This window comes from Jiella marina, assembly GCF_024359545.1.
In the GTDB taxonomy this organism is placed as follows: domain Bacteria; phylum Pseudomonadota; class Alphaproteobacteria; order Rhizobiales; family Rhizobiaceae; genus Jiella.
In genome coordinates this window covers 209,594-231,323 of the sequence record NZ_JAKQZG010000007.1, presented here as the reverse complement: position 1 = coordinate 231,323, position 21,730 = coordinate 209,594, and the positions used below count along the sequence as shown (strand labels likewise).

Genomic DNA, 21,730 nt, shown 5'->3' with positions numbered 1-21,730 from the left:
CGATCATGGACGCCGCCCAGACGACGAAGACCGTTCGCACCACCTGCGCCTATTGCGGGGTCGGATGCGGCATTCTGGCGACGCCGCAGCCTGACGGCAGCGTCGCCATTCAAGGCGATCCCGATCATCCGGCGAATTTCGGCAGGCTCTGTTCGAAGGGGTCCGCCCTCGGCGAGACGCTCGGCCTCGATGGCCGGCTGCTTCATCCGACCATCGACGGCGAACGCGCGAGCTGGGACGAGGCGCTTGGTCGGGTCGCGGAGACTTTTTCGCGCACGATCGCAGAGCACGGGCCGGATTCCGTCGCCTTCTACGTCTCCGGCCAGCTCCTGACCGAAGACTATTACGTTGCCAACAAGCTGATGAAGGGCTTCATCGGCTCAGGCAATATCGACACCAATTCACGGCTCTGCATGGCGTCCTCTGTCGCCGGCCATCGCCGCGCCTTCGGCTCGGATACCGTTCCCGGCACCTATGAGGATCTGGAACAGGCCGATCTCGTCGTCCTCGTGGGCTCCAATCTCGCCTGGTGCCACCCGGTGATCTATCAGCGCCTCGCCGCCGCCAAGGCCGAGCGCCCGCAGCTGCAGGTCGTCCTGATCGATCCGCGCCGGACGATGACGGCCGATATCGCCGACATGCATCTTGCGATCGCAAGCGACGGCGACACCGCGCTGTTCTCGGGCCTTCTCCGCCACCTCGCCGCTGTGGGCGCCGTCGATCAATCCTATGTCGAGGCTTACACGGATGGCTTTGAGGAGGTAATCGGTGCCGTCGGCCAGATGACGGTCGCTCAGGTCGCCGAGGCGACCGGGCTGAAGCCGCACGCGATCGCGAGCTTCTATGAGCTTTTCGCCCGCACCGAAAAGGTCGTCACTGTCTACAGCCAGGGCGTCAACCAGTCCGTCCAGGGCACCGACAAGGTCAACGCAATCATCAACTGCCATCTGGCGACCGGCCGGATCGGCCGGCCCGGCATGGGACCCTTCTCGATCACCGGCCAGCCCAACGCCATGGGCGGGCGGGAAGTCGGCGGCATGGCGAACATGCTCGCCGCCCACATGGCGATCGAGGACGCGGGACACCGGCGCATCGTCCAGGATTTCTGGGCCTCGCCGACGATCGCCGACAAACCCGGCCTAAAGGCCGTCGAAATGTTTCAGGCGGTGGCGGACGGCCGGATCAAGGCGATCTGGATCATGGGCACGAACCCCGTCGTCTCGATGCCCGATGCCGATGCGGTTGCCCAAGCGCTCGGCCAGTGCCCCTTCGTCGTCGTCTCCGATGTGGTCGCAAAGACCGATACGATGGCCTATGCCCATGTCGCGCTCCCGGCTGCCGCATGGGGCGAGAAGGACGGGACCGTCACAAACTCCGAGCGCCGCATCTCCCGCCAGCGCCCGTTCCTGCCGCTCCCCGGCGAAGCAAGGCCCGACTGGGCGATCGTCACCGAAATCGCCCGGCGCATGGGCTTCGATGCAGCCTTCGCCTATCAGAGCCCGGCCGAGATCTTCGACGAGCATGCCCGGCTGTCAGCCGAAGCGAATGCCGGCACCCGAGACTTCGACATCGGTGCGCTGGCCGGGCTCGACCGCGCGGCTTTCGATACGCTTTCTCCGGTGCAATGGCCGCAGCCTGCCACCGGAGAGAAGGCCACAGCCGACACGCGCTTCTTCGCAGAGGGCCGCTTTTATCATCCCGATCGCCGCGCCCGCTTCGTCGCACCTGCCCAGACCGACCTGCAATCGCAAACGCCGGGCGAGGCAAAGACGCTCCTCCTCAACACCGGCCGTGTCCGCGACCACTGGCACACGATGACGCGAACCGGCCTTTCGGCGCGGCTTTCGGCCCATATCGCCGAACCCTATGCTGAACTGCATCCCAAGGACGCCGAACGCCTGGGAGTGAACGAGGCCGATCTCGTCACCGTGGCATCCGATCGAGGCGAAGCGATCCTGCGGGTGCTGGTCAGCGAGCGCCAGAAGCCCGGCTCGGTCTTCGTGCCCATGCACTGGACCTCGCAGAATTCCGCCAAGGGGCGGGTCGATGCGCTGATTGATGCTGCGACCGATCCCATCTCCGGGCAGCCCGGCCTGAAATCGACCGCCGTCACCCTCAGGCGTTTTGCTGCAGCGTGGTACGGGTTCGCCGTGACGGCGAAACGACCCGTCACGAATGGACTCGACTACTTCTCGCTCGCCCGTGCGGAAAGGGGCTTCAGGCTGGAGGCGGCCGTCGCGGCCGAACTTGACGACCCGACGGCTCTCGCGGAACGGCTGATGGGCGTCGCGCGAAGCGCCATCCTTTCCTATCACGACGTTTCTGGCGGCGCCTATCGCTTCGCCGCCTTCGACGGCGAACGCTTGCTCGGCGCCTTCTGGCTCTCACGCAGCCCCGTCATCGTCTCGCGCTCCTGGGCGTCGGAGCGTCTCGGGGCCGAGCATCTGGCGCGCGATCGCTTTCGGCTTCTGGCCGGCCGCGGCGGCGCCGACCGGCCCGATCCCGGCGCGACGGTCTGCTCGTGCTTTTCTGTCGGGGTCAACGAAATCACGGCCGCTGTCGTGTCGGGCAAGGCGGTCACAGTGGGAGCGATCGGCGAGCTGCTCAAGGCCGGATCCAATTGCGGCTCCTGCCGCAGCGAGATCAAGGGGATCATCGATGGCGTCGAACTCAAACACTCAGCGTGACACGGGGCTTGGCGCGATGAGCATTCCCACTGAAGCGAGCGGTGTGGGGCACGCGCCGCCGCGCCCACGACGCTTGGGCTCGCTCGACGTCCTGCCGGTGTTCTTCTCGATCAAGGGCCGGCCCGTCCTGTTGGCCGGCGGCTCGGCCGCCGCTGCCTGGAAGGCCGAAATGCTGGCGGCGGCCGGAGCCGCGATCGAACTCTATGCGCCGTCTTGTGATCTCGACGCCGAGATGGCCGGCCTACTCGCCGAAATCGGCAGAGATGGGGTTCCACGGGCCGGACAGGTCCGTCATCACGCCAGGCCCTGGGGGCTCGACCTCTTCACTGAAAGCGCCCCCCGTTTCGCTCTCGCCATTCTCGAAACCGAGAGCGACGCCGAGGGTCAGGCCTTCGCATGCGCCGCGCGGGCGGCGCGCCTGCCAGTGAATGTGGTCGACAAGCCGGCCTTCTGCGACTTCGCCTTCGGCTCAATTGTCAATCGTTCTCCGGTCGTCGTCGGGATTTCGACCGCCGGCGCTGCCCCGATCCTCGGCCAGGCAATCCGCCGCCGCATCGAGACCTTGCTTCCCCCGGCGCTCGCCGGTTGGGCGCAACTCGCCGCCGAACTCCGCCAAGGCGTGATGGCGAGACTGTCTCCCGGTCTCGAACGCCGCAGCTTCTGGGAGCGCTTCACCGACAAGGCCTTTCAGACACGCGCTCCCGATGTCGAAGACGAAAGGGACGCGTCCCGCCTGATCGACGACATCGCGAAAGCCGCGAAGCCGGAAACAGGCCGCGCGCGGCTCGGCAGGGTGACGCTGGTCGGTGCCGGTCCAGGCGATGCCGAGTTGTTGACGCTGAAGGCGGTGCGCGCGCTCCAGGCGGCCGACGTCATCCTGTTCGACGATCTCGTCTCCGACGCGGTGTTGGAGCTTGCCCGCCGCGAGGCAAAGCGGTTGCTGGTCGGCAAGCGTGCGGCACGCGAGAGCTGTCGCCAGGAAGACATCAACGCGATGATGGTTACCCTCGCCAAGGCCGGCAAGAGTGTCGTGCGGCTGAAATCGGGCGACGTGTCGGTCTTCGGACGCGCCGGCGAGGAGCTTGAGACGTTGAGGCGCGAAGGTATTCCCGTCTCCATCGTGCCCGGAATCACGGCAGCTTCGGCCCTTGCGGCGAGCCTCGGAGTGTCATTGACCCATCGCGACCACGCCCAGGAGCTGCGCCTCGTGACCGGCCATTCGAAGAAGGGCGGCCTGCCCGAGGAGGTCGACTGGCCGGCGCTCGCCACTCCTAATGTCACCACGATATTTTACATGGGGGGCCGCATGGCCGGGCGGATCGCGGAGCGCCTGATGAGCCATGGGCTCGACGCGGATACCCCCTTCGCAATCGCCGCCAACCTGTCGCGCGACGACGAGACCTACGCCATCGGCCGCCTCGGAGATCTCGGGGAAATCGTTGTCGGCTTGGGCCTTGATCGCCCGATCCTGATCGGCGTCGGCCAGGTCTTCGGCCAGGCGGCGCAAGCAGTCGCGCAGTCGAGAGAAGGAAACATCACTCCCCTCCACCGTCCTTTCGAGAGACGCCAGGCTGTTGCCGGCTAGACAGACAGAGCCATGTTGGTCGAGATCGGTCCTTGACGTATTGGTCTCGTTCATCCCGATACTCTTGCGCCCTCATCGCAAATGTCATCGAGAATCGCGGCGACCCCATCCACAATGGCTGTGCCGAGAGCCTCAATGGCCGCGTGCGTGACGAACTCCTGGACGAGATCCTCTTCCTCGATCTCACCCAGGCCCGCGAGTCCATCACCGCAACCGGCTCGGGCGCTCCGCGTTCGTGGCGCACCCGTGAGGAGCCTGCCCACGGCAAATCTTTTTTGCGGGCGCACCAGGCTGCCCAACAGTCCGGGACAGAAACTCGAAGGCATGATCCTCGATTCAGTCATTTCAACGAGGCGCAAGTTCGGACCGGGCGTTGCCTTCATCGAGAATTCGACTTTATTGGGCTTGGTCTAACTGACCACGGGCGCCCCGCTGACAGAAGATTGGCGCCGGAGACGAACCGAGGCAAGTCGTCGGCATGAACGAAAGCAGCGCCCTCCCCGATGATCTCGGGCAGAAGCTCCGCCATATGCGAACGCTCCATAGCTTGTCCCTGAAGCAGCTCGCCAAAACCGTCGGCTGCTCCGAAAGCATGCTGTCCAAGATCGAAACAGGGAAAGTGAATCCGACCTTGACGATGCTCAGAAAGCTCGTCGACGCGCTCGGCATCAACATCGCATTCCTCTTCAACACCAAGGACGACGACGATACCGTGGTGCATCGGGCGGGGAATCGCCCCTTGATCGGCTTGGGCAATTCGCGGCATGGCGCCGGTATCGTGCTGGAACGACTGCCCCCGATTTCACGCCATACCGTACTCGAGGCCAATATTCACATCGTCAGTCCTGGCGGCTCGACGGGCGGCGCCTTCAGTCATGTGGGCGAAGAGATGGGCTTCGTCCTCGAAGGCGAAGTGACGCTGACCGTGGACGGCACCCCCTATCAGCTTGGTCCTGGCGATTCTTTCGCATTCCGCTCGGAGAAGGCACACGAATACTGCAATCACGGAAACCGGGACGCCCGCATCTTGTGGGTGAACACACCTCCGACGTTCTGAACCCGCTTCTCCGTCGAAACGACGATTTCGGCAATTCGACCATGCCGTCCCGGGCCTGCGGCCCGACCGGGCCGGAGGCTTCACCGCACCAGATACAACGTGACCGTGAGATCCGCCGGGAGTCCAGCCTGCCCAACAAGTAGGCTCGCCTATTTTATTCTCATATTTTTCATTCAAGTCACTTGAATGCGCGTTGGGATCGGGTACGCTCCCGGCTCGATCTCATCGGCCGAGGCGAGGGAAGGCTCGTATCCATGGCACAAGAAGCCACGATCCAGATCTCTTGCGCGCAGTTCGAACCGCGCATTGGGGAGAAAAACGCCAATGTCGAGCATAGCCTCGCACTGATCGAAACGCTGGCCAAAGACGGTTCGCAGCTGATCGTGCTGCCAGAACTCTGCAACTCGGGCTATGTCTTGGAAAGCCGCGAAGAGGCTTACGATCTCGCCGAGGACGTGGCCACCGGCGAAACCATTGACGCCTGGACGAAGGCCGCCGCCGACAGGAACGTCACCTTGGTCGCGGGCTTTCTCGAGCGCGACGGCGTGAAGCTCTACAACAGCGCGATCGTGATCGGGCCGGACGGCGTCATCGGGACCTATCGCAAGACCCATTTGTGGGCTGCGGAAGCATTGTTCTTCGAACGCGGCGATCTCGGCTTTCCGGTGTTTCACACGCGCTTCGGCCGCCTCGGCGTCCTGATCTGCTACGATGGCTGGTTTCCCGAAGCCTGGCGCCTTCTCGCCCTGCAGGGCGCGGACATCGTCTGCGTGCCGACCAACTGGGTTCCGATGGAAAACCAGCCCGGCCACCTGCCGGCGATGGCGAACATCCTCTGCATGGGGGCTGCACATTCCAATTCGATGGTGGTTGCAGCCTGCGACCGGGTCGGCACTGAGCGCGACCAGCCCTTCATCGGCCAAAGCGTGATCGTCGACCATAACGGATGGCCCGTGGCGGGGCCGGCCAGCAAGAGCGAGCCGGAACTCATCACCGCCCGTGTCGATCTCAGCCAGGCACGCCGGCAGCGCAACTGGAACGCCTTCAACCAGGTCGTCCGAGACCGTCGGACGGACCTCTACGGTGAAATGTTGGGGACTACGGCTCAACCCAACTGGTACTGACAAAGAGCCGCTCGCAAACAGGGAACGACGTCATGAAACTCACCCGTCTGGCAAGCAGCCTGCTGCTGCTCGGAGCGATGACATACGGCGCCGCGGCGCAGGAAGATCCGATCAAGATCGGCATACCGGTCGGCCTCAGCGGCGCCAACAGTGTCGTCGCCCCGTCGGTGGTCCAGTCGAGCGAGCTTGCTGCCGAAGAAATCAACGCCGAAGGCGGCATTCTCGGTCGTCAGGTCGAGCTCGTCGTCGCCGACGACGGCAGCGGCGCCCAGGGAGCCCAGCGCGCCTTCGACTCCCTCGTTTTCCAGGACGACGTGGACGTCCTGATCTCGATGGAGACGAGCGCGGCCCGCAATGCCGGCCTGCCGATCGTCAACCGGGCCGGCAAGCCGTATATCTACACCTCGTTCTACGAGGGCCGTTCCTGCAGCCCGTGGATGTATGTCAACGCCTGGGTGCCTGAGCAGCAGGTCACGCCGATCGTCGACCATTTCATGAACGAGGAAGGCGCCAAGAGCTTCTACCTCATCGGTTCCGACTACGCCTTCGGCCGCGGCATGCTGGAGTTCACCCGCCAGTATATCGAGGAAAGCGGCGGCGAGGTTCTCGGCGAAGAATACTTGCCCATGGACGGTTCCGACTGGACGGCGATCATCTCCGATCTGAAGTCGAAGAACCCCGACGCGCTGATCACCTCGACCGCCGGCGGCGCGCCCAACGTGACGCTCACCAAGCAATTGCGCAATTCCGGCGTCGACATCCCCTATGGCAACCTCGCCGTCGATGAGGGCACGGCCAAGAGCATGGGCTCGGACGCGACCGGCATCTACATCTCCCAGTCCTACCTGACGGGCATCGAGAGCGAGGAGAACAAGACCTTCCTCGCCGCAATGGAGGAAAAGTTCGGCGACGAGCTGAAGACTCCGAACGATCTGTCGGTGCCGCAATACGAGGCGATCTACCTCTACAAGGCCGCCGTCGAAAAAGCGGGCTCTGCCGATCCACAGGCCGTCGTCGATGCCCTGCCGGAGGTTTCCTATACCGGGCCCCGCGGCGACATCCAGATGAACAAGCAGCACCACACGCCGCTGACCATGTATCTCGGCCAGGTGAAGGATGACGGCACGGTCGAGGTCATCAAGACCTTCGAGAACGTCGATCCGGGCGAGCAGTGCCCGAACCTGTAATCGCCTGACGCGCGGGCGGGCGAGGCCACTCGTCCGTCCGCCCTTGCTTGTCCCCCCGCCGCGAACGCTTTCCAAGGAACCGGCCGATGGCGACGCTCTTCCTCGACATCCTGACGACGTCGTCGATGCTCTTTATCGTCGCGGCAGGACTGATGATCATCCTCGGCGTCATGAAGCTGATCAACTTCGCCCATGGCGCCTTCCTGACCGTCGGCGGCTATTCCGCCCATGTCGTGACCGATGCCGGGTTCAACGCCTGGCTGACCATCCCGGCCGCGGCACTCGTCGGCTTCGTGCTCGGAATCGTGGTGGAACGCGTCATCCTGCGCCCGCTCTACGACCGGCCGCTGGACGCCATCCTCGCGACCTGGGGCCTGGGAATCGTCATCGCGCAGGTCATCACCTTCATCTTCGGCCGCGGCGTCCAGTTCGCCGAGAGCCCGATTTCCGGAACGGCCGATCTCTTCGACATCAGCTACTCGTCCTGGCGACTGATCCTGGTCCTCGTCGCGGTGGTGCTCGGCGCGGCCCTGACCGCACTTCTCTATTTCACCCGTTTCGGCCTGAACGCCCGGGCGGTGATCATGAACGAGAATCTCGCCCGCGGTCTCGGCATCGACAGCGTCAAGGTGCGCGCGCTGACCTTCGGGTTGGGCGCGGCGCTCGCCTGTGCGGCAGGGGCGCTGATCACGCCGCTGCTGTCGATCGACCCGAATATGGGCCTGCCTTGGCTGGTCAACTCCTTCATGCTGGTCCTGGTCTCCGGCGTTGCCATTCCCGGCCTCGCCCTCGCCTCGCTGCTCCTCGGCGGCGCCCAGGTCCTCGTCTCGACCTTCGTCAGCCCGATCATCGGGGGGATCACCATCGTCGTTCTGGCGGCCGTCATTCTCAGGATCAAACCGCAGGGATTGTCCCGTGGCTGACATCACCTCGCAAACGCCGCAGCGTTCCTTGTCACCCTACTGGACCACTGCGATCGCGGCGGCGCTGGCTCTCGCCGTCGTCCTGACGGCGCCGCTCTATCTCGACATCTATCTGACCAACGTCCTGATCCGAGCCCTTTTCCTGGGGGTTCTGGCACTCACGGTCGATCTCGTCTGGGGCTATACGGGCATCCTGACCTTCGGCCAGTCCGCCTTTTTCGGCATCGGCGCCTATGCCTGCGCCCTGGTCTTCACCCATTGGGGTTTCGGGCCGGGATGGTTCGTCGCGGCTCTGGTGATCGGCATCCTGGCGGCGGGGCTGATCGCCTGGCTCGTGGGCCTCCTGTCGTTCTATCACGGCGCCTCGCCGCTCTATTCGTCGATCATGACGCTGGCCCTGCCGATCGTCCTCGTCCAGATCATCTTTTCCGGCGGCCGTTTCACCGGCTCGAGCAGCGGCCTGTCCGGGTTCCCGACATATTACTGGTCGATCAACACCTGGTTCATCATCGCCGGCGTGCTTCTGGTGACGGTCGCCTCGCTCGCCTGGCTCTTCGTGCGGAGCGACTTCGGCCGAATCCTGATCGCCATCCGCGAGAACGAGGATCGCTGCGCCTATCTCGGCATCCCGGTTTCGGCCATCAAGACCGGGCTCTTCGTCGTCTGCGGGGCGATCGGATCGATCGCCGGCTTCGGCTATGCCGCCTTTACCAATGTCGTCGCGCCGGAACTCGCCGGCTTCCTGCTCGGCACGGAATCGCTCGTCTGGGTCGCGCTCGGCGGCCGGGCGACACTGATCGGCCCGATCCTCGGTGCGATCGGCATCGACGTCACCTCGTCCTATCTGTCGGGCAGCCTGCCGTTCTTGTGGAAATTCATCGTCGGCGTCGCTTTCGTCGTGGTGATCATCCTTCTGCCGAACGGCATCGCTTCGCTCGTGACCGGTGCGTGGCGGCGCTACAAGGCCCGCGGCAAGGACGAAACCGCCGCGCATCGCCACAGATCGAACGTGACGCTGGTTCCGGCCAAGAGCCGTCGGCTCGAGGAAAACCTGTCCGACGACAAGGCTCCGATCCTGATCGAAGCGCTCACCTGCCGCTATGGCAGCCTGACCGTGCTCGATGGCATCGAAGTCGTGGGGCGCCGCGGCGAACTTCTGTCCATCGTCGGCCCGAACGGCGCCGGCAAGACCACCTTGATGCGCTGTATCAGCAATGGCGGCGAACGAACCAGCGGCGAGGTGGTGATCGCCGGCGAGAAGATCGGCCGCCGATCGCCGCAAAAGATCGTCGAGCTCGGCGTCGGGCGGAGTTTCCAGAACACCAGCCTGTTCGACAGCCTCACGGTCGGCGACTGTCTGCGACTCGCCCGCTACCGCATCGACGGCGCCAGCTATCTCGAACGCACCGAAAGGGTCGCCCTCCCCGAGCCGGCGCTGGAGATCCTCAAGGCCACCGGCCTGGACCGTCAGCTGGGGCTGGAGACGCGCTATCTCTCCCACGGCATGAAGCGCGGCCTGGAACTCGCGATGGTCCTGGCGACGGAACCGCGTGTCCTGCTTCTGGACGAGCCGACGGCGGGCCTGACCAAACCGGAACGCACGGCGATCGGAGACGTGCTGACGCGTCTCGTCGAGGACTATGGCCTTTGCGTTTTCCTCATCGAGCACGATCTCGATTTCGTCCGAGAGATCTCCAACCGGATCGTCGTGCTCCACCAGGGCAAGATGCTGCTCGACGGCAGCGTCGAGGAGGTCGTCTCCTCAGACCTCGTCAAAGCGGTCTATTCGGGCCAGGAGACGGAGACGCCGGCATGAGCGCCCTTCGCAAACCCGAATCTGCCGAAAGCGTGCTGACGGTCGAAGGGCTCACCAGCGGCTACGACGCGGCCCCGGTGGTGCGGGACGTATCCTTCTCCATCGCCGCTGGCGAGATCCTGGTGATCCTCGGCAAGAACGGCATGGGCAAGTCGACGCTTCTGAAGACCATCATGGGTTTCGTGCGCGCCTCCAGCGGCAAGGTGCACCTGGCCGGCGAGAACATCACCAACCGTCCGCCGCATCTGATCGCCCAGCACTCCGTCGCCTATACGCCGCAGGAATACGCGATCTTCCAGGATCTGACGGTCGAGGAAAACCTCCGGCTCGGCGTCGAGAACGACAAGCTGCTGAAGGAACGGCTGGAGGATGTCGAAGCGGCCTTTCCCCGTATTGTCGAGCGCCTGCGCCAGGGGGCGGGCACCCTGTCGGGCGGCGAGCAGAAGATGCTTCTTCTCTCCCGAGCCCTGATCGCCCGTCCGCAGATCATGCTGATCGACGAGATATCCGAAGGTCTGCAGCCCACGATGATCGCCAGGATGGCGGAGGTCCTGCAGGCGACCAAGGAGAAGAACGGCGTCGCCATTCTCCTCGTCGAGCAGAACCTGCCCTTCGCGCTTTCGGTCGCCGACCGCTACGCCATCCTCAAGATCGGCGAGATCGTCGAGCGGGGCGACGTGGCCCATGCGGACACGGCGGCAACGCTCGAAGAGCACCTGCGGATCTGAGCTCATGGCGGGGCAACGTTGATGATGGGCATCGAAGCCAACACATTCTCGATCGTCGGGCGTTGCGCGCGAACCGGCGAACTCGGCGTCGCAGTGGCCTCGGCGGTCCCGGCCGTCGGTGCGATCTGCCCCTATGTGCGACCGGGCGTGGGCGCCGTGACGACCCAGTCCTGGGTGAACCCCTATCTCGCCATCACCATCCTGGATGCGCTTGCCGACGGCGCCAATGCCGAGACCGCCCTGGCGCGGGCGATCGAAAGCGACAGCGAGGCCGGGCTTCGCCAGGTCGGCGTGGTGGATGCAATGGGCGGATCTGCCGTGTGGACCGGCGAGTCCTGCACCACTTGGCATGACTCGAAGACCGGCGATGATTTCAGCGCCCAGGGCAACATGCTTACCGGACCCGACGTGATCGCCGCGCTCGCCGCCACCTTCGAAGCGAATCCCCAGGACAGCCTGGCCGAACGGTTGCTGAAATGCCTGGAAGCGGCCCAGGCCGTGGGCGGCGACAAGCGCGGCAAGCAGGCGGCTGGCCTCCTGGTCTTCGGGTCAGAGGCCTACGCAAAGGTCGACCTGCGGGTCGACGAGGATCCGGCGCCGATCGCACGGCTGCGGGAGACCTACGAAATCGCCAAATTGCAATTGATGCCCTTCGTGGAAGGAATGCCGAAGCGGGACGCGCCGAGCGCTTTCCCGCCGAGCGTCATGGAGCTTTTGTTGAAGTCCCCGCCCGAACGGCCCGGCGGCGGAGGGAGCGACCAGCCATGAGCGAAGATACCAGAACCGGCCAACGCAAAGCCGATCCGGAAACCCTCATCCGCACCGACCGGCTGGAGGAAGTCCGCACCGCCTATGCAGCGATCGCCCGGCAAGTCGAGATCTTGAGGTCGCTCGATCTCGGCGAAACCCACCCGGCGGTGGTCTATCGGCCGCTGCGCCGCCAGGAGAAGAAGCCATGACGCCGGACGAAGCATTGAAGTCACCCCTCACCGACGTGGCGGCGGCAGTGCGGGCAGGCAAGCTTTCCTCGGCTGATCTCGTGGCCAGATGTCTCGCGAATATCGAAGCGCGCGACGGAGTGTTGAAATCCTTCGTCCACGTCGCCGAGGACGCCTTGGAACAAGGTCGCCGCGCCGACGCGGCGGCAACCTCCGGGATCGCCACCGGACCTCTTCACGGCATCCCGATTGCGGTCAAGGACAACTATCTCACCGCCGGCATGCCGACGACGGCGGGTACTGAAGCCGCCATTGCCTTTCCGCAAGAGGATGGGGCGGCCATCGCCAGGCTGCGAGCGGCCGGAGCGATCTTCATCGGCAAGACGCGGATGCATGAATTCGCTTGGGGCATGGAAACGCCTCCCACCTGCAATCCCTATGACGAAAGCCGCGTGCCGGGCGGATCGAGCGGCGGCTCGGGCGCCGCGGTCACGGCCGGCTTCTGTCTCGCCGCCACGGGCTCGGATACCGGCGGATCGATCCGCATCCCGGCAAGCCTTTGCGGCAATGTGGGCTTCAAGCCGACCTTCGGCCGGATCGGCCGCTCCGGCATCGTCCCGCATTCCTGGTCGCTCGACCATGCCGGCCCCCTCGCCCGCAACGTCGCGGATGCGGCCCTCCTCGTCGACGTGATGTCGGGCTACGATCCCGGCGACCCGGGTTCGGCCAACGAACCGCCGAGCGATCTCTCGCAAGCGCTGACGCAGGACGCACGAGGCCTTCGCGTCGGAGTCTGCCGCAACCACTTCTTCGAAGCCCTGGACCCCGAGGTCGAACGCTCGGTCGAAGCGGCGATCGCGCTGCTGGGTCGCCTCGGCGCGACCATCGTCGAATTCGAGGTTCCCGAACTGAAATACGGGCTCGGCGCGATCTTCGCCGTCGAGCTGTCGTCCTCGACCGCCTATCACCTTCCCCATATCGCGGCGGGCCATGTCGACGCCTATGCCGAGGACGTGCGGATGCTGGTCGAGATGGGCCGGCTGGTGACAGGCTCGGACTATCTGCAGGCCGAGCGCTACCGGGAACTGCTGGCGCAGCGGTTTCAGGACGTCTTTTCCCGCGTCGACGTCGTCGTCGGCCCGACCATGCCGATCACCGCCTGGGAAATCGGCCAGAAGGAGGTCGTGCTGGGCGGCAAGCGGGAGGCGGTTCTCGAGACCTCCTGGCGCTTCACCTACCCATGGAACCTCCTCGGTCTGCCGGCGATCAGCATTCCTTGCGGCTTCGATTCCAAGGGGCTGCCGATCGGCTTTCAGATCGCCGGCGCCGCCTTTGACGAAGCGAACGTCGTGCGGGCCGCCTCGGTGGTCGAGCGCCATACGCCCCGGTAGGACGGCGGACGCAGCCCGCAGACTCGCCGGCAGAGCTTTGAAACATCCAATCCCCGACCTTCGGGTTGGCCATGCTCGACCCGTCCGTCACGCGTATGACGGATGATGATGGGCGACCCCGCGCCGGCCGTCGACACCACCGACGTCGCAACGGGAAACAGGCCGCGCCTCTTCCTTGGTGCGATCGCTGGCGCAGACGCGAGGACATGTGAAGGGGCTTCTCGCCATTGTCCAGGAAGAGAAGCGATGGGTTGGGCGCATCGTCACGTCTCTCGGATCGCCCGCGCGGCGTTGGTCGCAGTGAAAGGGGCGGAACTGGCGTTGCCCGGCCTGCCCGGGGCGCAGCGCCGGGCCGGTCAGTTGGCCTGTTCGATGCGGACCGAAAATGGCTGGCTCTTCATCAGGGCGTCGATGTCGCCGTCGAAGCTTCCGAGCCGCACGAGGCCAGCCGAGTTCTGGAAGCTGCGATAAAAGATCGCGAGATTGCCCCACGGGGCATAATAAGTGATGTCGCCAGCCTCGGGCGTGTAGCTTTTCGGTGCCCCCTCGATGCTGAGCCGCCGGGGAAGATCCGAGACTTTTTCCGTCGAGGCATAGTCTTTCAGATCAAGTTCCAGCGGCAGGAGCGCGGCGAAATCGCGTGCCGAGGGGCTGTCGTCGAGTGTTGCCGGCAGGATCGTGTCGCCGACCACGAGTTGGATCTTCATGGTGTTCTCCTGTTCGATGGACTGGGCCAGCGCCAGGCGCAAGTCGGCGAGTCCGCACACGGCGCCGACCAGGATCAGGCAGCGCGCGATCGGCCAGATGGCGCCGGCGGCCAGAATTCGTTTCTGAAGCATCGTTCCTCGTCCGGTGAAAGGCGGGCCCGGCACTCGTCGGCGGTGGCGGAAACCCAGATGCCGAGCCGTGCCTGCTGGTCCTTGTGGTTCTCTGCGCATGCGGCCCGCCGCCGAAGGCTCTGAGACCCCCTGGCCAGCGACAGAAGCTCTCCGCCAAGGCCAGGGGTGTTCAGCTTTTCGCCTTGGCGGTCTGCTCCAGCATGTCGACGACTTCATGAAGCCGCACGGCATCCGCGAAGCTCGGGGCTGTCCGCGTGCCGTTGTCAAGATCGTCGGCCATTCGCGCATAAACGCCGGCGACGTTGCGGACGAGGGCGCTGTCCGGCAGGCCCTCATAGGCCGAGGCCGGAGGATCGAGAGGCGCCATCTCGCGGTCACTGCCGCGGGCACCGCGCAGCGAAAGCTGCGTCATCTGGCCATGGCCGCTCGTCCCGGTAACCTGGATGTCGCCTTCGCTGCCGTTGATCTCCCAGAGAAGATTCGTCCCGCGCGATGAGCCTCCGCGATAGTGGACCACCAGGGCAGCGCCGCTTTCCAGCGTACCGGTCGCCATGATCTGGTCAGGGGCTGTCTTCGGTCGCGTCTCGCCGCTATCGGTGACATTAACGGTCTTGAAATTGCTGGCGAATTGGCCGTCCAACCTGGCGATCGGACCCAGCACCTCGCCCACCGCCGCGAGCGTATGGGCGAGCGGGATCGATTGCATCGTCGCGCCGTTGGCGGCGTCGAACAGATAGGCGAGATCCGCGACCGTCTCTCCAGACCAATTGCCCCCCGATCCGACGAGCGTCGTGGAAAGCACCTTTCCGACGAAACCGTCCATGACGAGGCCGCGAAGATGCGCGACCTCGACGGCCATGCGCGCCTGCGTGCCGCACACCGCGACCACGCCTTTTTCGGCGGCGAGTGCCGCAAGCTGGCGTGCCTCGTCGATACCATTGCCGAGCGGCCACTCGCAATAGACGTTCTTGCCGGCGTTCAGGGCTGTGGTGACGAGTTCAAGATGATGCGGAACCTTCACGGTCACCACGACGATGTCGATGTCGGGCGAAGCACAGAGCGCCCCTGCGCTGTCGTAGGCCTGAATGCCGAGGGCATCCGCCGTCCGCTTGGCGCTTTCGGGCGTGCTGTTGGCGACGCCGTCGATGCTGAAGCGGTCCGAAAGAGACTTGAGGGCAGGAACATGGGCGGTCGCCGCCCAGTGAGAATCGGGATTGAGGCCGATGAAGCCGATCCGGTACTGTTTGCTGGTCATGACTCTTTCCAACTCGAGCGAAGGAGCGCGGCCGGCATGCCGACCGTCGCTCGGCGCGCATTGTCGAAGCCTACATCCAGCCACTCGCTCGTTTCAGGTGAGAATTCCGCTAGCTCATGTGAACGGGGCTCATGAATGCCGATGGTCAGCGTTGCCGCATCGATGTGCCGGTCTCATCACTCCTGTCGGTCGGATTTGCCCGGCGAGCACCTCCCGGGTCGTTGTCTCTCGGATCCTCGGCGCCCCCAACGCCGGACCACCGAAGTCAGTGACCGGCCGCCGCCTAGCCAGCCCAATGCGAGAGGATCGATCCCATGCGTGAGAGATCGCAGCCCTCGCCTGTTCCTTGTCGCTGACCGCAGCCATGGAAGCCCTGCGACTATCCCCGGTGGCGCAGGGCCTCGAGGATGACGCTGAAGGCGGCCGAATGCTGGCGGCGATGCGGGTAGTAGAGGTAATAGCCCGGAAAGGGCGGACACCAATCCTCGAGCACCGAAACGAGCCGGCCAGCCTCGATATGGGGCAGGACCAGATCCTCCGGGGCATAGCCCAGCCCGTAGCCCGACAAGGCTGCCTCGACCACCGGTCCTATGGCGTTGAAGGTCATCTGGCCGTCGACGCGTACTCGCATCTCCCGGCCATCCTTCTCGAATTCCCAGGCGTAGAGTCCGCCATGGGTCGGCAGACGCAGATTGATGCAGTCGTGGCCGGTCAGGTCCTGCGGCACGGAAGGCGTGCCGCGCTCTGCCAAATAGGCCGGCGAACCAACCACCAGCATCCTGAAGTCGGGCCCGATGCGAACGGCGATCATCCCTTCGGAGACCTGCTCGCCAAGCCGCACACCGGCGTCGAACCGGTCTCCGACGATGTCCGCCAGCGCATAGTCGGTGACGATCTCCACCTTCAGTTCCGGGTAGTTCCTCAGCACCGGCGCGAGCTTCGGCCAGACCAAAGTCTCGGCCGAATGGTCCAGCATCGTCATGCGGATCGTCCCTGCCGGCCGGTCCTTCGTTTCGATCAGCGCCCAGAGCTCCTTTTCGATGTCGGCAAAAGACGGCGCAATGCGCTCGAGGACCCGCTGGCCTTCGGCCGTCGGCGAGACCTTGCGCGTCGTGCGCGTCAACAGGCGAAGGCCGAGCCGCTGTTCCAGCGCCCGCACCGAATGGCTCAGCGCCGACTGGGACACACCGATCTGGGCCGCGGCACGGGTGAAGCTTCCTTCCTGGGCGACGGCGATGAAAGACAACAGATCGGCCATGTTCTCGCGCAGCATTTATGAGCACCTCTCTGATGTTCTTCTGTTTATCGCCTGTTTGCGCAGAAGAGAAAGGACCCATATCGCGTTCGTGAACGGTCCCGAAGGAGGCTCAGGATGAAGATCGCCATACTGGGTTCCGGCCGCATGGGCGGCGCTCTCGGAACCATCTGGGCGAAGGCGGGCCACAGCGTCACCTTCGCCTATTCGCGAAGCAGCCGAAAACTCGAAGACCTTGCAAAGGCCACGAATGGCCGCGCCGAGAGCCCGGCGGACGCGGCGAAGGACGCTGACGCCGTGCTCATCGCGGTCCACTGGTCGCGTATCGACGACGTCCTCGGCAAGGCGGGCTCGCTCGACGGCAAGGTCGTCGTCAACTGCTGCATTCCCCTCGACGAAGAGGATCGCGACCTCGTTCTCGGCACGACCACCTCTGGCGCGGAGGAGCTTGACCGCCGCCTGCCGGAAGCGCGGCTCGTCTGCGCGTTCAATACCTGTCCCAGCGAGGCGCTGTCCGCCGTCTTCGCCAAGTGTGACAGTTCGCCCCGTCCGCAGCTCCTCTATTATGGCGACGATCCTGCCGCGAAGGAGGTCGCGCGACAGCTCATCGAAGACACGGGATACGAGCCGCTCGACGCCGGCGCGCTGCGCATGGCCCGGTTTGTGGAACCCTTCGCCATGGTCACGGCCGAACTCGCCTATGGCGGTTCCGGCGGGGCGGAACTCGTCTACCGGTTCGACCGCCTTTCATGAGGCTTCGGCCTCCATTCGCGAGCATATTGGGCGCGTTCATAGCCGCAAACAGGATAGGGCCCCCGACCCCACTCGGATCTCTCTGGGCTTCATGGACGAGGCCGCACCGGGGAACTTCGCCCGACCAGATTGCCAGCCGCACCGCCATCGACGGGGGACCCGGCTGGCGCCCCGAGAGCGGGGAAAGACCGGCCCCCAAACCGATCTTCTCGCCGAAATCACCGGTGTGCCGGAAGCATGGCAGGACGGCATGGGCGGTCGCCACTTCTCACCCCGCCAGGAGGTCTTCCACGCGGATCGGGAACCGGCGGATACGCCGGCCCGTGGCGTGCCGGATGGCGTTGCCGATGGCGCCCACGGTGCCGGTCACGCCGATCTCGCCAACACCCTTGATGCCGAGCGCGTTGACGAAGGGGTCGTCCTCGTGAACCGTGATGACCTCCAGCCCCTGGACGTCGGCGTTTACCGGCACGTGGTAGCCCGCGAAATCGGCGTTCACGATTCGCCCGGACCGGTGGTCGAACTTCGCCTCCTCGTGCAGGGCGAAGGATATGCCCCAGATCATGCCGCCCATCAGCTGGCTCTCCGCCAACCGAGGATTGATGATCCGCCCGGCCGCGAAGGCGCCGACCAGCCGCGTCACGCGCATCTGGCCGAGTTCCGGATCGACCTTGACCTCGGCAAAGACGGCCCCGTGCGAGCTCATGGCATGCCTTTCCGCATCCTCGGGCGGCCGGGAAGCACTTCCGCTGCCCGTGATCTCGGCGCTGCCTGTGCGCGCCATGATGTCGGCGAACGCCTCGCTGCGGGTGTCGTCGCCTTCGAGATAGATTCGGCTTTCACGCGCCACGAAACGGCCGTTGCCCGCGCCGTGCAACGGCGAGGCCGGATCCGCTGCCGCGATCTGGCCGAGCTGCTGGACGACGTCGGTGCCTGCCGCGTGCAGTGCGCCACCGGCGGTCGCGGTATGGCCGGAGCCACCGGCGATGCCACCGTCCGGCAGGCTGGAATGGCCGGCGCGGAACTCGAGCTTGTCCATGGGCAGGCCGAGGCTGTCGGCCGCGATCTGGGCGAGCGCGGTCCATGCGCCCTGCCCCATGTCGGCCGCCGACGTCTCGACGAGGGCCGTCCCGTCGGGACGCAGGGTGGCTGTCGCCTCGGCGGCGAACATCGGAGCGGGAAAGAAGGCCGTGCCCATGCCCCAGCCGGTGAGCAACCCGTTCTCGTCGCGCACCTGGCGCGGCTCAAGCGGCCGGTCAGCCCAACCGAAACGCGCTGCGCCCTGACTGTAGCACTCGCGCAAGGCCTTCGACGAATAGGGCCGTCCGGTCCCGGGCTCCGTCTCGGCATAGTTGCGCAGCCGGCACTCGAGCGGGTCGATCCCGGCAAGCTCCGCCAGTTCGTCGATCGCGCATTCGAGCGCCGCAGAGCCCGACGCCTCCCCCGGCGCGCGCATCGGGCCAGGTGTCCCGATGTCGAGGCGCACGGCCCGATGAGTGGAGCGTAGCGCCCGTGCCGCGTAAAGGCCTTGCGAAGCGTTTGCCGCGGGTTCGACGAAGTCGTCGAAGGTCGAGGTTTCCGCGAGCCCCTCGTGGTCGATGACCGTCAATTCCGCATTCTCGTCGATGCCGAGACGCAGGCGCTGGCGCGTTGCCCCGCGATGGCCGACGGGACCGAACATTTGCTGCCGCGTCAGCATCAGCTTGACGGGTCGTCCCGCCATGCGCGCCGCCAGGATCGCCAGCACCTGCGGACCGGTCACAAAGGCCTTGGAGCCGAACCCGCCGCCCAGATAAGGGCTGCTGAGGGTGACGTTCTCAGGCGGAATACCGAAAAAATTCGCATAACCGGCGCACGACATCATCAAGGCCTGGCTCGGCATGTCGAGAGTGAGACGGTCGCCGTCCCAGCTGGCGACGACGGCGTGCGTCTCCATCGCGTTGTGATACTGCGCGGCGGTCTCGTAAGTCACGTCGACGGACTTGGCCGAAGCCGCATGGCCCGCTTCGACGTCGCCGTGTTCAGCGCCTGCTGGCAGGCCGAAACCGGCCGGCTCGAAGCCGAAGGCCTCGTTGTCGTCGAGCGAGGTACGCACGGGCTCCACCTCATAGCGCGGACTCAGCAGACGTGCGCCCTCCGTCGCGGCCTCAAGAGTCTCGCCGACCACCAGGGCGATCGGCTGCCCGGCATAGCGGACCGTGTCGTCCTGCAGCACTTCGATGCGGAAGGAGAACATGGTCGGCTTGGCCGACGGGTCTCCCTGCAGCGGCGGGCGGTTCTGCGGCGTCAGCACGCACGTGACACCGGGATGCCTCTCGGCGCTTTCGACGTCCAGATAGGTGACGTGGCCACGGGCGATGGTCGCCGGCACGAAGACGGCGTGCAGCAGCCCCTCGGGGCTGTTGTCCCCCGCGAACGTCGCGGCGCCGGTCACCTTGGCGATGCCGTCGCGTCGGGTCAGGGGCTGGCCCGAATTGGAGCCGAACCGCATGGGGCGGGCGAGAGTGTCAGACATGTGCGGGTTCTCCGGCTTGAGCCGCGAAGACGGATGCGGGAAGTGCCGGCATGCGCTGGGGCGTGCCGGCGGCAGCCATGGCGAGGGCGCGCGCGGCCGTGCGGCGGCCGAGCTCGATCTTCCAGGCGTTGTCACCCGAGGCGGTCGCTCCGGCCAGAGCGGCGTTGGCGGCACGCTCGAAGAGCGCTGCGTCGGGCGCCTGCCCCGCCAGCAACGCCTCGGCCTCGCTGACGCGCCAGGGTTTGGCCGCGAGAGCGCCAAGGGCAAACCGCGCCTCCGCGATGCGGCCTCCCTCCATTCGCAAGGCGGCGGCACAGGAAGCGATGGCGAAGGCGAAGGAGGTGCGTTCACGCACCTTGAGATAGCGCGCATTGGCAGCGAACCCGCTGCTCGCCGCCGGCAGGCGCAGTGCCACGATCAGTTCGCCAGGCTGAAGCGCGGTCTCGCGTTCGGGCGTGTCGCCCGGCAGGAGGTGAAAGTCGCCGATGGCGATCTCCCGCTCGCCGGAAGGTCCGGCGACCTCCACGACCGCATCGAGCGCCGACAGGGGGACGCAGAAATCCGAGGGATTCGTGGCAATGCAGGCGTCGCTCCACCCGAGGACCGCGAGATTGGCGTTCTCCCCCTCGCGGGCGTCGCAGCCCGTCCCGGGGGCGCGCCGGTTGCAGGCCGCGTAGGGATCCTGGAAATAGGCGCATCTGGTGCGCTGCATCAGGTTGCCGGCCACTGTCGCCATGTTGCGGAGCTGGCCGGACGCGCCCGACAGGAGCGCTTCGGACACCATGGGATACCGACGGAGGATTTCCGGGTTATCCGCGAGGTCGGCGTTGCTGACGAGCGCACCGATACGCATCGATCCGTCTGGCAGTGTCTCGACATCACGAAGCACCGCAAGGCGTCCGAGATCGATCAGCTTGCCGGGCTCGAGGGCGCCGGTCTTCATCAGGTCGACGAGGTTGGTGCCGCCGCCGAGCCAGCTTGCGCCCGGCTCCCAGGCAGCGATGGCCTCCTGCACCGTGGCGGGCCGGATGAGATCAAAGCTTTTCATGCCGCGTCCTCCATTTCGTCCTTCGCCATGCGGCGCGTGGCCTCCTGCACGGCAAGGGTGATGCCGTGATAGGCGGCGCATCGGCACAGATTGCCGCTCATGCCCTCGCGGATGCGTTCGGGGTCGTCGCCCGCACGGCCTTCCGCGATCAGGCCCACCGCGCTCATGATCTGGCCCGGCGTGCAGTAGCCGCACTGGAAGGCGTCGTTTTCGATAAAGGCGGTCTGGACCGGGTGCAGGTCGCCGCCTTCGGAGAGCCCTTCGATCGTCGTGATTTCGCAGCCGTCCAGCGTTGCCGCCAGCATCAGGCAGGAATTGGCCCGCCGCCCGTTTACGAGGACCGTACAGGCGCCGCACTGGCCGCGGTCGCAACCTTTCTTCGTGCCCGCTAGCGCCAGGCGCTCGCGCAAGAGGTCAAGCAGCGTCACGCGCGGATCGTCAAGATGAACTTCGTGGGCGCGGCCGTTTACGGTAAGGGTAATGGAGTGTGGCATTGAGGGTCCCTTCGAATGGGATTTGCCGACAGGTGGGCGCTTGCGCTGGAGAAGAGATCTCCGCAAGGTCGCGCCAAGGGATGCTATCGGCATCGTGGAAGAGCATATACGGAGGGGCCCTCCGTTTTCAAGGGG

General features: G+C 65.5%; 18 protein-coding genes and 1 pseudogene. 13 read left to right on the top strand and 6 right to left on the bottom strand.

Features of this window, described 5'->3' with window-relative positions; genetic code table 11:
• The first annotated feature begins 5 nt into the window (after positions 1 to 5).
• The 12 genes and pseudogenes from MF134_RS14185 (at position 6) to MF134_RS14130 (ending at position 13,436) form a co-directional block, all read left to right on the top strand.
• Positions 6 to 2,687 carry a nitrate reductase gene (locus tag MF134_RS14185; protein WP_255340122.1) on the top strand — a complete coding sequence of 894 codons (2,682 nt, stop codon included), beginning with the start codon at positions 6 to 8 and terminating at the stop codon, positions 2,685 to 2,687.
• Positions 2,688 to 2,703: 16 nt separating this feature from the next.
• Positions 2,704 to 4,272: a siroheme synthase CysG gene (cysG, locus tag MF134_RS14180; protein ID WP_255340121.1), complete on the top strand. Its 1,569-nt coding sequence runs from the start codon at positions 2,704 to 2,706 to the stop codon at positions 4,270 to 4,272.
• A 98-nt stretch (positions 4,273 to 4,370) separates the two neighbouring features.
• A pseudogene (locus tag MF134_RS14175) lies at positions 4,371 to 4,484 on the top strand (integrase core domain-containing protein); the annotation flags it as partial.
• A gap of 266 nt (positions 4,485 to 4,750) precedes the next feature.
• Positions 4,751 to 5,329: a cupin domain-containing protein gene (locus MF134_RS14170; RefSeq protein WP_255340120.1), complete on the top strand. Its 579-nt coding sequence runs from the start codon at positions 4,751 to 4,753 to the stop codon at positions 5,327 to 5,329.
• A 254-nt stretch (positions 5,330 to 5,583) separates the two neighbouring features.
• Positions 5,584 to 6,453 carry a nitrilase family protein gene (locus tag MF134_RS14165; protein ID WP_255340119.1) on the top strand — a complete coding sequence of 290 codons (870 nt, stop codon included), beginning with the start codon at positions 5,584 to 5,586 and terminating at the stop codon, positions 6,451 to 6,453.
• Positions 6,454 to 6,485: 32 nt separating this feature from the next.
• Positions 6,486 to 7,640 carry a substrate-binding protein gene (locus tag MF134_RS14160; RefSeq protein WP_457589993.1) on the top strand — a complete coding sequence of 385 codons (1,155 nt, stop codon included), beginning with the start codon at positions 6,486 to 6,488 and terminating at the stop codon, positions 7,638 to 7,640.
• Between the two features lie 86 nt (positions 7,641 to 7,726).
• Positions 7,727 to 8,563 carry a branched-chain amino acid ABC transporter permease gene (locus MF134_RS14155; protein ID WP_255340118.1) on the top strand — a complete coding sequence of 279 codons (837 nt, stop codon included), beginning with the start codon at positions 7,727 to 7,729 and terminating at the stop codon, positions 8,561 to 8,563.
• A complete protein-coding gene (locus MF134_RS14150; RefSeq protein WP_255340117.1) occupies positions 8,556 to 10,379 on the top strand; it encodes a branched-chain amino acid ABC transporter ATP-binding protein/permease in 1,824 nt (607 codons plus the stop codon). The genes MF134_RS14155 and MF134_RS14150 overlap by 8 nt, the downstream gene beginning before the upstream one ends.
• Entirely contained in the window at positions 10,376 to 11,107 is a 732-nt protein-coding gene (locus MF134_RS14145; RefSeq protein ID WP_255340116.1) for an ABC transporter ATP-binding protein, read from the top strand. Before MF134_RS14150 ends, MF134_RS14145 begins: the two co-directional genes overlap by 4 nt.
• A 21-nt stretch (positions 11,108 to 11,128) precedes the next feature.
• A complete protein-coding gene (locus MF134_RS14140) occupies positions 11,129 to 11,875 on the top strand; it encodes a DUF1028 domain-containing protein (RefSeq protein WP_255340115.1) in 747 nt (248 codons plus the stop codon).
• Entirely contained in the window at positions 11,872 to 12,066 is a 195-nt protein-coding gene (locus MF134_RS14135; protein ID WP_255340114.1) for a hypothetical protein, read from the top strand. The genes MF134_RS14140 and MF134_RS14135 overlap by 4 nt, the downstream gene beginning before the upstream one ends.
• On the top strand, positions 12,063 to 13,436 hold the full coding sequence (locus MF134_RS14130) for an amidase (RefSeq protein WP_255340113.1): 1,374 nt from the start codon (positions 12,063 to 12,065) through the stop codon (positions 13,434 to 13,436). The genes MF134_RS14135 and MF134_RS14130 overlap by 4 nt, the downstream gene beginning before the upstream one ends.
• 356 nt (positions 13,437 to 13,792) lie before the next feature.
• On the opposite strand, the gene MF134_RS14125 is transcribed toward MF134_RS14130, so the two are convergent.
• From MF134_RS14125 to MF134_RS14115, 3 genes are all read right to left on the bottom strand, one after another.
• A complete protein-coding gene (locus MF134_RS14125) occupies positions 13,793 to 14,275 on the bottom strand; it encodes a cyclophilin-like fold protein (RefSeq protein WP_255340112.1) in 483 nt (160 codons plus the stop codon).
• A gap of 169 nt (positions 14,276 to 14,444) precedes the next feature.
• Positions 14,445 to 15,530, bottom strand: coding sequence for a Gfo/Idh/MocA family protein (locus MF134_RS14120; RefSeq protein ID WP_255340111.1), 1,086 nt, complete (start codon positions 15,528 to 15,530; stop codon positions 14,445 to 14,447).
• A gap of 379 nt (positions 15,531 to 15,909) precedes the next feature.
• A complete protein-coding gene (locus MF134_RS14115) occupies positions 15,910 to 16,803 on the bottom strand; it encodes a LysR family transcriptional regulator (RefSeq protein WP_255340110.1) in 894 nt (297 codons plus the stop codon).
• A gap of 99 nt (positions 16,804 to 16,902) precedes the next feature.
• On the opposite strand from MF134_RS14115, the gene MF134_RS14110 reads away from it, so the two are divergent.
• Complete coding sequence (locus MF134_RS14110) at positions 16,903 to 17,538, top strand: NADPH-dependent F420 reductase (protein WP_457589992.1); 636 nt, start codon at positions 16,903 to 16,905, stop codon at positions 17,536 to 17,538.
• Positions 17,539 to 17,806: 268 nt separating this feature from the next.
• Here the strand turns inward: MF134_RS14110 and MF134_RS14105 are convergent, their stop codons facing one another.
• From MF134_RS14105 to MF134_RS14095, 3 genes are read right to left on the bottom strand one after another with little or no spacing between them, the layout of a single operon-like run.
• The gene (locus tag MF134_RS14105) at positions 17,807 to 20,053 is read right to left on the bottom strand and encodes a xanthine dehydrogenase family protein molybdopterin-binding subunit (RefSeq protein ID WP_255340109.1); all 2,247 of its coding nucleotides are present in this window, start codon (positions 20,051 to 20,053) and stop codon (positions 17,807 to 17,809) included.
• Positions 20,046 to 21,101 carry an FAD binding domain-containing protein gene (locus MF134_RS14100; protein ID WP_255340108.1) on the bottom strand — a complete coding sequence of 352 codons (1,056 nt, stop codon included), beginning with the start codon at positions 21,099 to 21,101 and terminating at the stop codon, positions 20,046 to 20,048. The genes MF134_RS14105 and MF134_RS14100 overlap by 8 nt, the downstream gene beginning before the upstream one ends.
• Entirely contained in the window at positions 21,098 to 21,595 is a 498-nt protein-coding gene (locus MF134_RS14095; RefSeq protein ID WP_255340107.1) for a (2Fe-2S)-binding protein, read from the bottom strand. Before MF134_RS14095 ends, MF134_RS14100 begins: the two co-directional genes overlap by 4 nt.
• Between the last annotated feature and the right edge of the window lie 135 nt (positions 21,596 to 21,730).

Excerpts from the sequence above, each read along its gene's own strand:
- MF134_RS14120 (WP_255340111.1), bottom strand. The coding sequence starts at position 15,530 with ATGACCAGCAAACAGTACCGGATCGGCTTCATCGGCCTCAATCCCGAT.
- MF134_RS14140 (WP_255340115.1), top strand. The coding sequence starts at position 11,129 with ATGATGGGCATCGAAGCCAACACATTCTCGATCGTCGGGCGTTGCGCG.
- MF134_RS14095 (WP_255340107.1), bottom strand. The coding sequence starts at position 21,595 with ATGCCACACTCCATTACCCTTACCGTAAACGGCCGCGCCCACGAAGTT.
- MF134_RS14105 (WP_255340109.1), bottom strand. The coding sequence starts at position 20,053 with ATGTCTGACACTCTCGCCCGCCCCATGCGGTTCGGCTCCAATTCGGGC.
- MF134_RS14115 (WP_255340110.1), bottom strand. The coding sequence starts at position 16,803 with ATGCTGCGCGAGAACATGGCCGATCTGTTGTCTTTCATCGCCGTCGCC.
- MF134_RS14185 (WP_255340122.1), top strand. The coding sequence starts at position 6 with ATGGACGCCGCCCAGACGACGAAGACCGTTCGCACCACCTGCGCCTAT.
- cysG (WP_255340121.1), top strand. The coding sequence starts at position 2,704 with ATGAGCATTCCCACTGAAGCGAGCGGTGTGGGGCACGCGCCGCCGCGC.
- MF134_RS14100 (WP_255340108.1), bottom strand. The coding sequence starts at position 21,101 with ATGAAAAGCTTTGATCTCATCCGGCCCGCCACGGTGCAGGAGGCCATC.
- MF134_RS14165 (WP_255340119.1), top strand. The coding sequence starts at position 5,584 with ATGGCACAAGAAGCCACGATCCAGATCTCTTGCGCGCAGTTCGAACCG.
- MF134_RS14145 (WP_255340116.1), top strand. The coding sequence starts at position 10,376 with ATGAGCGCCCTTCGCAAACCCGAATCTGCCGAAAGCGTGCTGACGGTC.
- MF134_RS14135 (WP_255340114.1), top strand. The coding sequence starts at position 11,872 with ATGAGCGAAGATACCAGAACCGGCCAACGCAAAGCCGATCCGGAAACC.
- MF134_RS14110 (WP_457589992.1), top strand. The coding sequence starts at position 16,903 with ATGAAGATCGCCATACTGGGTTCCGGCCGCATGGGCGGCGCTCTCGGA.
- MF134_RS14170 (WP_255340120.1), top strand. The coding sequence starts at position 4,751 with ATGAACGAAAGCAGCGCCCTCCCCGATGATCTCGGGCAGAAGCTCCGC.
- MF134_RS14125 (WP_255340112.1), bottom strand. The coding sequence starts at position 14,275 with ATGCTTCAGAAACGAATTCTGGCCGCCGGCGCCATCTGGCCGATCGCG.
- MF134_RS14130 (WP_255340113.1), top strand. The coding sequence starts at position 12,063 with ATGACGCCGGACGAAGCATTGAAGTCACCCCTCACCGACGTGGCGGCG.
- MF134_RS14160 (WP_457589993.1), top strand. The coding sequence starts at position 6,486 with ATGAAACTCACCCGTCTGGCAAGCAGCCTGCTGCTGCTCGGAGCGATG.
- MF134_RS14155 (WP_255340118.1), top strand. The coding sequence starts at position 7,727 with ATGGCGACGCTCTTCCTCGACATCCTGACGACGTCGTCGATGCTCTTT.